Source organism: Arsenicicoccus sp. UBA7492 (genome assembly GCF_002479615.1).
Classification (GTDB): domain Bacteria; phylum Actinomycetota; class Actinomycetes; order Actinomycetales; family Dermatophilaceae; genus Arsenicicoccus; species Arsenicicoccus bolidensis.
This window is the reverse complement of the sequence record NZ_DLOE01000029.1, coordinates 1-12,491: the sequence shown is the minus strand read 5'-3', so window position 1 is coordinate 12,491 and position 12,491 is coordinate 1. Positions and strand designations below refer to the sequence as shown.

The 12,491-nt window shown below is 74.1% G+C and carries 13 protein-coding genes; 2 read left to right on the top strand and 11 right to left on the bottom strand.

The features are described from left to right. Position 1: 1 nt before the first annotated feature. From B4E97_RS08795 to B4E97_RS08745, 11 genes are all read right to left on the bottom strand, one after another. A complete protein-coding gene (locus tag B4E97_RS08795) occupies positions 2–742 on the bottom strand; it encodes a hypothetical protein (protein ID WP_286959562.1) in 741 nt (246 codons plus the stop codon). Continuing rightward, entirely contained in the window at positions 739–1,680 is a 942-nt protein-coding gene (locus tag B4E97_RS08790) for an ABC transporter ATP-binding protein (protein WP_286959561.1), read from the bottom strand. Before B4E97_RS08790 ends, B4E97_RS08795 begins: the two co-directional genes overlap by 4 nt. Continuing rightward, complete coding sequence (locus tag B4E97_RS08785) at positions 1,677–1,874, bottom strand: PLD nuclease N-terminal domain-containing protein (protein WP_286959559.1); 198 nt, start codon at positions 1,872–1,874, stop codon at positions 1,677–1,679. Before B4E97_RS08785 ends, B4E97_RS08790 begins: the two co-directional genes overlap by 4 nt. A gap of 90 nt (positions 1,875–1,964) precedes the next feature. Then, on the bottom strand, positions 1,965–2,936 hold the full coding sequence (locus tag B4E97_RS08780) for a DUF1648 domain-containing protein (protein ID WP_286956076.1): 972 nt from the start codon (positions 2,934–2,936) through the stop codon (positions 1,965–1,967). Next, positions 2,933–3,286 carry a GntR family transcriptional regulator gene (locus B4E97_RS08775; protein ID WP_286956078.1) on the bottom strand — a complete coding sequence of 118 codons (354 nt, stop codon included), beginning with the start codon at positions 3,284–3,286 and terminating at the stop codon, positions 2,933–2,935. Before B4E97_RS08775 ends, B4E97_RS08780 begins: the two co-directional genes overlap by 4 nt. 67 nt (positions 3,287–3,353) lie before the next feature. Next, on the bottom strand, positions 3,354–4,046 hold the full coding sequence (locus B4E97_RS08770) for a response regulator (protein ID WP_286959557.1): 693 nt from the start codon (positions 4,044–4,046) through the stop codon (positions 3,354–3,356). Next, positions 4,043–5,146 (bottom strand): sensor histidine kinase, encoded by a 1,104-nt coding sequence (locus B4E97_RS08765; protein WP_286956082.1) that lies wholly within the window; start codon positions 5,144–5,146, stop codon positions 4,043–4,045. Before B4E97_RS08765 ends, B4E97_RS08770 begins: the two co-directional genes overlap by 4 nt. Before the next feature lie 130 nt (positions 5,147–5,276). After that, complete coding sequence (locus tag B4E97_RS08760; RefSeq protein WP_286959556.1) at positions 5,277–6,107, bottom strand: ABC transporter permease; 831 nt, start codon at positions 6,105–6,107, stop codon at positions 5,277–5,279. Continuing rightward, a complete protein-coding gene (locus B4E97_RS08755; protein WP_286956086.1) occupies positions 6,104–7,030 on the bottom strand; it encodes an ABC transporter ATP-binding protein in 927 nt (308 codons plus the stop codon). Before B4E97_RS08755 ends, B4E97_RS08760 begins: the two co-directional genes overlap by 4 nt. A 249-nt stretch (positions 7,031–7,279) precedes the next feature. Further along, positions 7,280–9,088, bottom strand: a complete 1,809-nt coding sequence (locus B4E97_RS08750) for a DUF349 domain-containing protein (RefSeq protein WP_286959555.1) — start codon at positions 9,086–9,088, stop codon at positions 7,280–7,282. Further along, entirely contained in the window at positions 9,085–9,948 is an 864-nt protein-coding gene (locus tag B4E97_RS08745; RefSeq protein WP_239266592.1) for a peptidylprolyl isomerase, read from the bottom strand. The genes B4E97_RS08750 and B4E97_RS08745 overlap by 4 nt, the downstream gene beginning before the upstream one ends. 207 nt (positions 9,949–10,155) lie before the next feature. On the opposite strand from B4E97_RS08745, the gene B4E97_RS08740 reads away from it, so the two are divergent. Next, positions 10,156–10,857, top strand: coding sequence for an MBL fold metallo-hydrolase (locus B4E97_RS08740; RefSeq protein WP_286959553.1), 702 nt, complete (start codon positions 10,156–10,158; stop codon positions 10,855–10,857). A gap of 6 nt (positions 10,858–10,863) precedes the next feature. Then, positions 10,864–12,237, top strand: a complete 1,374-nt coding sequence (gene hisS, locus B4E97_RS08735) for a histidine--tRNA ligase (RefSeq protein ID WP_239266596.1) — start codon at positions 10,864–10,866, stop codon at positions 12,235–12,237. Positions 12,238–12,491 lie beyond the last annotated feature (254 nt).

Genomic DNA, 12,491 nt, shown 5'->3' with positions numbered 1-12,491 from the left:
GTCAGTGCCGGGGGAGCGGCTTGTCCCGGGCGGCGAGCAGCGCTGCGGCCACGAGCGCCACCGCCAGCGCGACGGGGACCAGGACGGGACGCCAGGGCAGGGCGTCGAGCAGGCCTGTGGGGGCCGGCGTGGGCATCCAGGGGCGCAGCGTCGGCACCGCCCCGAGCAGCGGCACCAGGACCATGAACGTCCCTGCCACGCAGGCGAACCCGGCCAGCACGCTGCGGCTCAGCACCGCCGCCAGGAGGGCTCCCGCGCAGGCGAGCGTGAGGAAGGCCGCCCCCGCGGCCCAGCACCGGGCCAGGGTGGCCGGGCCGATCGGGTCGATGAGCACGACGGTCTCGCATGCCGCCGCGCCGAGCCCCAGCGTGAACGCCGCCACCGCCGCGGCCCAGGCCGTGACGAGGCGCGGGACCAGCTGGGACACGAGGCTGGATCGCGTGCGGTAGTAGACGGCCAGGGAGTAGCTGGCGTCGACCGCGCAGGCCGCGACCGTGATGCCGACCGCCACGAGCATCCCGAGACCGCCCGCCTGCCCGAGGTAGGCGGTCAGGGCCTGCTCGACGCTCGGCGGCGGCAGCTGGATCCCGGCGCCGCCGCCGGCGCCCAGCCGCTCGACGATCTGCGGGCCGTAGCGCACGAAGACGGGTTGGGCAAGGCCGAGGAAGGTGAAGACCAGGAGCAGCGCCGCAAGCCGCGGCGTGCGCACCAGCCTCAGCCACTCGACCCGCCAGGCGCTCATCGGGCCCCTCCGGCGTGACGGTCGTCGAGACCCGGATCGAGATCCGGGTCCAGGTCCGCGAGGAGGGAGACGAAGGCGCCGTCCAGGTCGCTCGCCTGCATGACGCTCGACACGATCGGCACCCCTGACGCGGCCAGCGCCTGGGGCAGGGCGAGCAGCCCGGTGTCCACGTCGGCGTAGGTCACCGCGACGCCCACGGTGCCGTCGGGTGCGACGGCGGTGACGCCCGGTGAGCCGGCCAGGGCCTGGCGGAGTCGCTCGGCCGCCGCCGTCGACGTGGTGCGCACGCGCCAGGCGGGCCGCAGCCGTGACCCGAGCAGGTCCACCAGCGTCCCCTGCCACCGCAGCCGCCCCTCGTGCAGGATCGCGACCGTGTCGGCCACCTGCTCCACGGCGGCCAGGGAGTGGCTCGAGACCAGGACCGTCCGGTCGCGGCCGAGGTCGCGGACCAGGTCCAGGACGTCGGCCTGCCCGAACGGGTCGAGGGCCGAGGTCGGTTCGTCGAGGACGAGGATGGCGGCCCCGGTGGCGATGGTGGCGGCCAGGCCGAGGCGCTGCGTCATACCGCGGGAGAAGGCACCGACGCGACGGCCGGCCGCGCTCCCGAGACCGCACCGGTCGAGGACCTCGCGGTCCTGGGCCGGACCACCGGGGCCTCGGGCCAGGCTGCGGGACTGGGCGACGACCTCGGTTGCGGTGAGCCAGGGTTCGTGCTCGGGGGTGTCGGGGCAGTAGGCGATCCGGCCGCTGGTCGTGATGGTCCCGGTGCTGGCCCGCGCGAGGCCGGTGAGCAGGCTGAACAACGTCGTCTTGCCGGCGCCGTTGGGGCCGATCAGGGCGTGGACGCCGCCCTCGGGGACGCGCAGGTCGACGTCGTGCAGCCCGACGCCGCCGCCGAAGTCGATGCCGAGACGCTCGGTGCGGACGGCGAGGCTCATGAGCGCGGCTCCCGGCCGAGGAGCAGGTAGGCGACGACGCCGGCGGGGAAGGACGCGAGGCAGAGCAGGGCCCAGGCCCAGCGCGGCAGGTGTCGCGTGCGCCGGCTGCGGGCGATGTCGACCAGGCACCACGCGACGAGCCCGAGGGCGAGCGCCGCGAGGGGTGCGAGGGCGAGGAGGGTGCGGGTGTCCATGGGGACCTCCATCAGGGTGTGCGGGAGCTGCGCGTGGCGGCTGGTGCGTCACGCGCCGGGAAGGGTGGGGTGGTGGTGTGGCGTGGGTGGTCAGGCGCGGTGCGAGAGCGCCTCGAGCAGGGCGGCACCGGTCCCGGCGTCGTCGACGGTGATCGTGAACCGCCGGCCGTCGCGGCGGGTGATGCGCAGCGCCGAGCCGCCGCGGGTCACGAGGGCCGTTCCGTGCACGGGGGAGAGGCGGTAGCCCCAGCCGCCGTAGTGGGACGGGTCGACCTGGACGACCTCGGCGGAGGCGATGTCCTCGAGGGGGACGTGGCCGCGGGGGAGGCCCAGGCGGCCCCGCCAGCGCAGGCCCTGGTGGTCGACGGTGACGCGGAAGCCCGTGAAGGCCAGCGCGATCACCGCGATCAGGACCGGCACCCACGCGACGGCCCGGTCGCCGTCCAGGATGGCGAGTCCGAGGGTCACGACGAAGGTCGACGCCACGACCACGCTCAACCAGCGCGCCTGCCCCGTGCGGGAGATCCAGATGGCGCGGGTGCCGGGCGCCAGCTCCTGCCGCAGGCGTGGGGCCTGGGGCGCCGGGGCGGGGGGATCCTCCGGGCAGGCCTTGGCGGCGAGCCACCCCGCGAGCAGTCCCAGCGCCACCCCTGCGGCGGCCGGCGGGAGGGGCAGGCGGGCGGCATACGGGTCGGTGAGGTCGAGGTGGGCGTGCAGGACCAGGGCGAACACCGTGGACAGGACGACCTCGACCGCGACGAGGCCGGCCACGAGCCCCTTGGCGCTCGTGCCGGGCCGGGCTCGGGTGAGCACGACGGCGCCGACGACCGCCACCGCCACGAGCGCGCCGCAGAAGCCGGCGACCTGGGTCCCGGTGGCGCCGACCTGGTCCGGCACGCCGGCCAGCGTGAAGTGCGAGGCCATGCGGTCCGGCAGCCGCGGCCACCACAGGCCGAGCAGGGCGCCCAGCGCGCCGAGGCAGCCGATCGCCGGGACGAGGCAGACCGCGAGGGCCCGACGCCTGGCCGGGGTCGGACCGGGGTGGGTGGTGCGGCTGGTCATGACGAGGCCTCCTGGTCGAGGAGCGTGTGGAGCTGGGCGAGGGTGACGCCGTGGCGGCGGCCCACGTCGAGCAGGTGTCGTGCGGACTGCTCGAGCTCGGCCGTGTCCAGGCCCTTGGCGGTGACCACGGCGCCCCGGCCGCGACGCAGCTCGATGGCGCCCTCGTCGCGCAGCGTCGTGTAGGCCCGCAGCACGGTGTGCATGTTGATCCCGAGGCTCGAGGCGAGGTCGCGGGCGCTCGGGAGCTTGTCGCCGGGGCCGACGTCACCGCGGAGGATGGCGCCGCGGACCTGCGACACGAGCTGTCCGTAGAGCGGCTCGGTCGACTCGGGGTCGATGGTGATCAGCACCCCTCAACCATAGTTGTTCTAGATCAACTAGAACAAGTGGTTCGAGGCGCGTGCGCCGTGGTCTGGGTTACAGCAGACCTCGTTCGTAGGCGACCCGCACCGCGGCCGCGCGGTCGCCGACCCCGAGCTTGGCGTAGGCGTGCACCAGGTGCGTCTTGACCGTCGCCTCGCTCACCAGCAGGTGCTCGGCCGCGCTGCGGTTGGTGCCACCCCGGGCGATGACCCGCAGCACCTCGAGCTCGCGCGTCGTCAACTCGGTGCCGGCGCCGGAGCGGCGTCCGGTGAGCGCGTCCAGCGCCCCGGGGGCGAGCGCGGTGCGGCCGGCGCACAGGTCGACGATCGCGCGGACCAGGTCTGCCCGGCGGGTGTCCTTGAGGAGGTAGCCGTCGGCGCCGGCCGACATGGCCGTCACGATGTCCCGGTCGGTGTCGTAGGTCGTGAGCACGAGGATGCGGGGGCGGGCCGGATCGAGCGCCCGCAGCTCGCGGATCGCCGTGATGCCGTCGCCGAGCGGCATACGAAGGTCCATGAGCACGGCATCGGGGGCGCGGCCCGCCTGGGTGAGCGACGCGACGACCGCGAGCGCCTCCGGGCCGCTGGCCGCCTCCCCGACCACCTCGACGTCGGGCTCGCGCTCGAACATCCCGCGCAGCCCGTCGCGGACCACGGGGTGGTCGTCCACGACGACCACCGACAGCGCGCAGGGTCGGTCGGGGGAGCCGGCACAGGCAGGGCTGCTGGGGTCGTGATCGGGCCTCATCGGGGCACCGCCGCGCTCACCACGCACCCGCGACCGGGGGCGCTCTCGACGGCGAAGGAGCCACCGCACCGCTCGAGGCGCGCGCGCATGCCCGCGATGCCGTGCCCGCGATGGGCGTGGGAGCCCACGGGGTCGACCGGGCGGGTGTGGCCGGTGTCGGTTGGGCCGGTGGCCCTGGAGCCGGCGTCGACGGGGTCCGCCACCACGAACCCCCGGCCGTCGTCGCGCACGTCCAGCCGCACCTCCTCGGGCGTGAAGGTCAGCGTGAGCGTCGCCCGCCGTGCGTCCCCGTGGCGCGCGACGTTGGACAGCGCCTCCTGCGCGATGCGCACCAGCTCCGCGTCGTGCGGGCTCGGGCCGGGCGGCCCCTCGACGACCATCGTGGCGGCGACGTCCGCGCTCTCGCCCCACCGGCGCACCAGGCCGTGCAGGGCGGTCGGCAGGTCCGCGCCGTCGAGGTGCGGGGACGCGAGCGCGACGACGGCCCGGCGGGCCTCGGCGAGGCTCTCGCGGGCCGCTCGCCCGGCCCGGTCGATGCGGGCCTGCGTCGACGGGTCGGCGACGTCGACGGCCTCGAGCTGGGTGATGACACCGAGCAGGCCCTGGGCGACGGTGTCGTGGATCTCGCGCGACAGACGGGCCCGTTCCTCGAGGATCCCGGACTCACGGGCCTGGGCGACGAGCTGCGCCTGCAGGGCGGCATTCTCGCGCTGGGCGGTCTCGAGGAGCCGGATCGCCTCCTCCCGCCGCGTCACGGCCTCCTCACGGCGGTGCTCGACGGCGATCATCGTCCCCGAGAGCCCCGCGTTGATCAGGACGATCAGGACATACAGCCAGGGCACCGCCCACACGCCGTGCACGCCCCCCGCCTGGGACAGTCCGGTGGCGGTGGCGACGGCGAGGATGCCCAGCCACAGGACGGGCCAGCGAAAGACGCGGACGGCGTCGAAGTAGCCCACGAAGGCGTAGAAGCCGTAGAGCGGGTGCAGCGCGCACAGGGCCAGGCAGGCCAGCGAGTGCAGGACGAAACCCAACGTCCCGGACACCCTGCCGTGCGCGCCCCAGCGCTCCCACCACCCGCGAAAGACGAGCAGCGCCAAGGCGATCCGGGGAGCCTGCGCGAGGCGCCGCCCGCCTGGGGCAGCGATGCGGGTGCTGCGGCGACGCCGATCGTGCTGGCCATGCTCGCCATCATCCTCCCTCCGGCCGTATGCCGCCCCGCCCGCGTGATCACTCCCACCGGAAGGCGCGGGCGGCCACCGCGGCGGGCACGACCGTCCAGGCGACGAGCACCGCGAGCTGCGCGAGCGAGGGCCACGAGCCGTGCAGGGCGTCCAGCATCGCCCCGGAGGCGGCGCCGCTCGGCGTGAGGTCCGCGATCCGTGCGAGCAGCTCGGGGAACACCGAGCGCGGCACCCACATCCCCGCGAAGAACCACAGGACGAAGGTGAGGACCGTGCCCACCCCGGTGGCCATGCGGGGGTTGGTGGCGAGCGCGCTGACGAGACCGCCGATGGACAGGAACGCGCCGAGGGACAGCACGGTGACGAGCGCGAACGCCAGGACGTTGCCGGGCGGTGGGTTGCCCAGGACGGTCGGGATCGCCACCATCGCGACGGCCACGACCAGGGTCACCGCGCCGAGTGAGATCATCACCGCGCCCAGCAGCACGGCGGGGGAGACCGGGGTCGTGCGGAGGCGCTTGAGCACGCCGTCGGTGCGGTACTGCGCCAGGATCGTGGGCATGCCCTGGACCGTGAGCAGGCTGGCCGTGAACAGCACGAGCACCGGCAGGTAGACCTGGGAGAAGCTCCAGCCGCCGAGGTCCGCGGACGCGGCGCGGGTGGCGGGCACGAGAGCCAGGACGACGTCGGCGACCACGGGGATGAGCACGGCCCAGACCACCAGCCCAGGCTCGCGCAGCAGCAGACGGGACTCGTTGGCGGTCATGGCCCCGAGCGCCGACCGGCGGGGTGGCGGGGCGACCCTCGCGGGGGTGGCGGTGCTGGACGGGGCGGACGGCGTGGAGGGCGTGGAGGGCGTGGAGGGCGTGGAGGTCATCGCTGGTCCTCGGATCGGCGCGGGGTGGTGAGGGACAGGTAGGCGTCGTCCAGGTTGGGCGCCTCGACGCGGAGCCCGCGCGCGCTGACCCCGATCGCCGCGAGGTGGGTCACGAGGGCGCCGACCGCGTCCTCGCCGCCCGTGACGGTGACGCGGTCGCCGTCGACCGTCAGGTCGGTGACGTCGGGCAGGTCGAGCAGCCGGGCGGTCTCCTGCCCTCCGAGCGGCCGCGACGGGGTGAACCGGATGCGCTGGACGCCGCCGGCTGCGCTCGCGAGCGCGTCGGGGGAGTCGAAGGCCGTGACCCGGCCGCCGTCGAGGATCGCGACGCGGTCGCAGAGGTGCTGCGCCTCCTCCATGAAGTGGGTGACCAGCAGGATCGTGACGCCGTCGCGCCGCAGCTCGGCGAGGAAGGCCCAGATCTCGCGGCGCGCGGCCGGGTCCAGACCGGTGGTCAGCTCGTCGAGGATGGCGATGCGCGGGTTGCCGACCAGGGCGAGGGCCACCGACAGCCGCTGCTGCTGGCCGCCCGAGAGGCGCTCGAAGCGCTGGTCCGCCTGGACCGAGAGACCGAAGCGTGCGAGCAGCTCGTCGGTGTCCCGAGGGGCGGGATAGAAGGAGCGGTAGAGGTCGAGGACCTCGCGGGGCGTCGTCTTCTTGGGCAGGCGAGCCTCCTGCAGCTGCATGCCGAGGATGGCGCGCAGCGCGGGCGGGTCGTCGTCGGGGTCAAGCCCGTCGACGCGGACCGTGCCGGAGTCGCGGCGGCGCAGACCGCCGATGCACTCCACCAGGGTCGACGTGCCGGCGCCGTTGGGGCCGAGGACGCCGACGATCTCGCCGGCCTCGACGTCGAGGTCGACGCCGCGGACGACCGGTCGGGCGTCATACGACTTGGTGAGGGACGAGACGTGGATGAGGGACATGTCCCCAGCGTGCTCGCGGACCCACCCCGGCGGCATCGACCGGGTGGCCACACCGATCCTCCACCGATCGGTGGATCACGCCGGGGGGCCGGGCCTCGGTCGACGATCCACCCGGGCCGTATGCCGAGGGGCCCGCCCCCTCGCGGGTGCGGGCCCCTGGCCGGATCAGCCTGACCTCGACACGTCGGCCGGGCTTCGTCACATCCCCGTGGCGTGCGAAGTCGGGCGGATGTGCCTACCTGAGGTAGGTCAGGCCTGGGCCTTGTGGACCATCTCGAGCAGGGCCCGACGGGAGGCGAGGGACTCCTCGGCGGCCTTGATCTTCTTCTCGTCGCCGGAGGCCCTGGCCTTGTCGAGGGCCTTGTTCTCCTTCTCCAGCGCCTTCTCGATCTGCTCGGCGAAGGCCGACGCCCGGTGGTTGACCTCCGGGTTCGACTTCTTCCACTTCGCGTCCTCGGCGTCACGCACGGTCTGCTCGACCTTGCGCAGCTCGCCCTCGATGCGGCCCATCTCGGAGCGGGGGACCTTGCCGGCGGCGTCCCACTTGTCCTGGATGGTGCGCAGCGCGGACTTGGCGGCGTTGAGGTCCTTGATCGGCAGCAGCGCCCGGGCCTGCTCGAGCAGACCCTCCTTGACCTCGAGGTTGGCGCGGAACTCCTTGTCCTCCTCGGCCGAGACCTCGTCCTTGGCGTTGAAGAACGCGTCCTGGGCGGCCTTGAAGCGGCCCCACAGCTCGTCGTCCTCCTTGCGCCCGGCGCGACCGGCCTTGCGCCACTGGTCCATCAGGCGCTTGAAGGCGCCCGCGGTCTGGCCCCACTCCTTGCTGGCCGAGAGCTTCTCGGCCTCGGCGACGAGCTTCTCCTTGGCGGCCTTGGCCTCGGACTGGGTGGACTCCAGCTCGGCGAAGTAGACCCGGCGGGCCTTGTCGAAGGAGTTGCGGGCCGTGCTGAAGCGCTGCCACAGGGAGTTCTCGGACTCGCGGTCGAGCTTGACCGACGACCGCTGGTGCTTCTTCCAGTCGTCGAGGAGCTCGCGGATGCGGGCGCCGCTCGCCTTCCACTGCGTCTTGGCGGGGTCCTGGGCCGCGATCTTCTCGGCCTCGGCGACGATCGCCTCGCGCTCGGTGCGGGCCTGGTCGCGGGCGGCGGCGCGCTCGGTCGCCTCCACCTGACGGCGCGCCTCGATGGCGGTGGCGATGGACTCGACCTTGGCGTCCAGGCCGGGCAGGTCGCCGACGACGTTGGCCTCACCGATGTGCTCGCGCAGCTTGGCGAGGTCCTCGGTGGCCTCCTTGGCGGACAGGCCGGTCTGCAGCACGCGGTGATAGAGCAGCTCGGACGCCGCCCACATCTCGTCGTACTTGCGGGCGAAGTAGGCCAGGGCCTCCTCGCTGCTCGCACCCGGGTAGGAACCGACGGCCTTCTCGCCGTCCGGGGTCCGGACGTAGACGGTGCCGTCCTCGGCCACCCGGCCGAAGGTCGCCGCGTTGCTCGGCGGGCCGGCGGGCGGGGCGATCGGTGCCGGCACGCCCGACGGGGACGCGGGGGCCGGACGAGCCGGGGGCTTCGGCATCGCGGCCGGGGTCGGGACGGGGCTCGGGGCCGGTGCGGCCGCGGGCTTCGCGTCCGGCGCCGGAGTCTCCGCCGCCGGAGTCTCCGCCGCGGGGGCGTCCTCGGCGGCGGGCGTGGCCTCCTGGGCGGGAGCCGACTCCTGGGCGGGAGCCGACTCCTCGGCGGCGGGCGTCGCCTCCGGCGCTGCGTCAGCCTGCTCGGCGGGGGCGGTCTCCTCGGTGGCCGGCGCGGCGGCCGGCTCGTCCATGGTGACGCCCTCGCTGGCGGAGGAGGTGGCCTCGGGAGTGACGTCGCTGCCCTCGCTCGCGGAGGTGCTCGTCTCGGTGGCGACGGTGCTGTCCGCGTCGGCAGGCACGCTCTCCTCCGCCGGCGCCTCGACGCCGGTCTCGGCGGGGGCGGCCTGCGGGGCCTCGGACGACACGGCAGCGTCGACCTCGGCGTCGACGGGCTGGGTGGTCGGCTGCTCGGGCTGATCGGACACAGTCATGCCTTCTTCTTGGTGACGGAGACCTCGAGGATGCTGATCGGGGTCTTCGGACGGCCGTCGCCTTGGCCGTTGGAGTCGTCGGACCCCGCCGCGGCGATCTGGTCCACAATATCCATCCCGCCGGTGACCTTGCCGAATATCGAGTAGCCACCTCCGTCGGTGGGCAGCGTCGAGGCCTGGTGGACGACGAAGAACTGGCCGCCGTTGCTGTTGGGGTCCTGCGTGCGGGCCATGGCGATCACCCCGCGGGGATAGGCGCCGTCGGCGGGCGCGTTCTCGATGCCGAAGCCGTAGCCGGGGGAGCTCGCACCCGTGCCCGTCGGGTCGCCGCACTGCAGGACCGACAGGCCCCCGGTGGTCAGGCGGTGGCACGGGCTTGGAGCCCAGTAGCCCTCGCGGGCCAGGTGCAGGAAGGACGCGACCGTCTGCGGGGCGGCCTTGCCGTCGAGCTCGAGCGTGACGGGACCGCAGCTGGTCCGCAGCGTCGCCACCCAGGTCGCGCCCTCGGCGGTCGCCTTGTCCGGGACGGCCGTGAACTGCTTGGGCTTGGTCTGCAGCGCGGGCGGCGTCGTGCAGCGCCCCGAGGCGGTGCCGGTGGGGGCGGCGGCGCCGGACGGAGGTATGCCGGACGGGGTCGCCGCAGGTGTGCTCGCTGCCGTGGCGCCGGCGGCATCGGTCGAGTCGCCGCGCGGCCGCATCGACAGCGCCACCCCGACCACCGTCGCCAGCACGATCGCCACCGTCGCGATCACCGCCACCAGGCGTCGCGTCCGCTCGCGCTTCTCCGCCTTGCGCTGCTGCGCGGCCTGGACCTTGTCGTGGCGCCGCCTGGCCCGCGCGCGCTCCTGCTCCCTCGTCACGCGCCCGAGTCTAGGGAAGGCCACCGCGAGGCCTCGTCCGCCGCGCCTGCAGCGGACACATCTCGCCGACAGGGCGAGAGTGGCTGCTCCGGTTGCCGGGGAGGCGCCATACCTGCCCTCCCACCGGCCGCGGGAGGCGCGGCCGACCCGATCTCGCCGGCGACGCCCCGTCCCCGCGCGTCCCCGGCCTCCCAGTAGGCTGACGCGGTGCTCGTACTCGCTTTCCCCGCCCAGGCCTTCGCCACCAACTGCTATGTCGTGGCCCCGGCCGCCGGCGAGCAGTGCCTCGTCGTCGACCCGGGCATCGGCGTGGTCGAGCAGCTCCGCGCCGTCCTCACAGAGCACCGCCTCAAGCCGGCCGCCGTCCTGCTGACCCACGGTCACGTCGACCACGTCCACTCGGTGACCCCGGTGTGCACCACGGGCGACGACGCCGACCTGACGGCATACATCCATGCCGACGACCGCTATCGGCTCGCCGACCCGGCCGCCTCGCTCGACCCGCAGCTGGTCGCGATGTTCGAGCAGCAGTTCGGGCGGGCGTGGTCCTGGCGCGAGCCGCCGCGCGTCGAGTCGATCGTCGACCACCAGCACCTCGACCTGGCCGGGCTCGGCGTCGACGTGGCGCACGCGCCCGGGCATACCGAGGGGTCGGTGATGTTCACGCTCCCCGGCACGCCCGACGGCATCCCCGTCGAGGCCGAGCGCACCGTGCTCGCCGGAGACGTGCTCTTTGCCGGCTCCGTCGGACGCACCGACCTGCCCGGCGGCGACCACGAGGCCATGATGCGCAGCCTGCGCGACGTGGTGCTCCCGCTCGCCGACGACACCCTGATCCTGCCCGGCCACGGCCCCGCGACCACCATGGAGCGCGAGCGGGCCACCAACCCCTATCTCAAAGGACTCTGATCCACCGTGAGCGTCAAGATCGCCCCCCTGTCCGGCTTCCCCGAGTGGCTGCCCGCCGAGCGCGTCGTCGAGCAGCTCTTCCTCGACGTCATCCGCGAGACCTTCGAGCTGCACGGCTTCGTCAGCGTCGAGACCCGCGCCGTCGAGCCCGTCTCGCGCCTGGTCGGCAAGGGCGGTGACGCCGACAAGGAGATCTACGGCGTGCACCGCCTGGCCGGCGACGCCGACGGCGGCAGCGCCACCGACCCCGACGCCGAGGCAGGCGACCCCGACAAGGCGCTCGGCCTGCACTTCGACCTGACCGTGCCGTTCTCCCGCTACGTCCTGGAGAACGCCGGCAAGCTGACCTTCCCCTTCCGCCGCTACCAGATCCAGAAGGTCTGGCGCGGCGAGCGTCCCCAGGAGGGCCGCTTCCGCGAGTTCACCCAGTGCGACATCGACATCGTCGACGCGGGCTCGCTGGCCGCGCACTACGAGGCGGAGATGCCGCTGGTGATCGCCGACGTCTTCAGCAAGCTCCCGATCGGGGAGTACCGGATCCAGGTCAACAACCGCAAGATCCCCGAGGGCTTCTACCTCGGGCTCGGCCTGACCGACGTCGTCGGGACCCTGCGGATCGTCGACAAGCTCGACAAGATCGGGCCCGAGGGCGTCACCGAGCTCCTGGCGGAGGCCGGCGCGACGGACGAGCAGATCGGGCAGTGCCTCGCGCTCGCCGAGATCTCCTCCACCGACACGTCCTTCGCCGACCGGGTGCGGGCGCTCGGGGTCTCGCACCCGACCCTCGACGAGGGCCTGGCCGAGCTCACCGCCGTCATGGAGGCCGCCATGGCCCAGCGCCCCGGCGTCCTCGTCGCCGACCTGCGCGTCGCGCGTGGCCTGGACTACTACACCGGGACGGTCTACGAGACCCAGCTGGTCGGGCAGGAGTCCTACGGCTCGATCTGCTCCGGCGGTCGGTATGACGCCCTCGCCTCCGACGGGCGCACCACCTATCCGGGGGTGGGGATCTCGATCGGCCTGTCCCGGCTCTTGGCCAGGCTCGTGTCGACCGGCGTGGTCCGTGCGTCCCGCCCGACGCCCACCTGCGTCGTCGTCGCGCTCGGCGTCGAGGAGGACCGTTCCCGCGCGATGGCCGTCGCCGCGGAGCTGCGCGGTCGTGGCATCGCCACCGAGATCGCCCCCAGCGCAGCGAAGTTCGGCAAGCAGATCAAGTTCGCCGACCGTCGCTCGATCCCGTTCGTGTGGTTCCTCGGGGCCGACGGCGCGTCCGACTCGGTCAAGGACATCCGGTCCGGCGAGCAGGTCGACGCCGAGGCTGCCACCTGGACCCCGCCCGCGGAGGACCTCCGTCCGTCCCTCGAGCGCGTCGAGGCCTGAGCCCCGCTCCGGGCGGGCACCCGACGGGACGTGACCTGTCGGGGCGCGTCGGGTTGAGCCCAGGGCGGGCACCCGACGGGACGTGACCTGTCGGGGCGCGTCGGGTTGAGCCCAGGGCGGCCGCCGACGGGATGTGACCTGTCGGGGCGGGTCGGGCCCGAGGCCGCTGGGCGACGGGACGTGACCTGTCGGGGCGGGTCGGGTTGAGCCGCGGCGGCTAGGGCGTGTCTCTTAACCTCGATCCACCGATGGAC

Coding starts and splice junctions, on each gene's coding strand:
- B4E97_RS08795 (WP_286959562.1), bottom strand. CDS start 742: ATGAGCGCCTGGCGGGTCGAGTGGCTGAGGCTGGTGCGCACGCCGCGG.
- B4E97_RS08770 (WP_286959557.1), bottom strand. CDS start 4,046: ATGAGGCCCGATCACGACCCCAGCAGCCCTGCCTGTGCCGGCTCCCCC.
- B4E97_RS08780 (WP_286956076.1), bottom strand. CDS start 2,936: ATGACCAGCCGCACCACCCACCCCGGTCCGACCCCGGCCAGGCGTCGG.
- B4E97_RS08790 (WP_286959561.1), bottom strand. CDS start 1,680: ATGAGCCTCGCCGTCCGCACCGAGCGTCTCGGCATCGACTTCGGCGGC.
- B4E97_RS08785 (WP_286959559.1), bottom strand. CDS start 1,874: ATGGACACCCGCACCCTCCTCGCCCTCGCACCCCTCGCGGCGCTCGCC.
- B4E97_RS08760 (WP_286959556.1), bottom strand. CDS start 6,107: ATGACCTCCACGCCCTCCACGCCCTCCACGCCCTCCACGCCGTCCGCC.
- B4E97_RS08750 (WP_286959555.1), bottom strand. CDS start 9,088: ATGACTGTGTCCGATCAGCCCGAGCAGCCGACCACCCAGCCCGTCGAC.
- B4E97_RS08755 (WP_286956086.1), bottom strand. CDS start 7,030: ATGTCCCTCATCCACGTCTCGTCCCTCACCAAGTCGTATGACGCCCGA.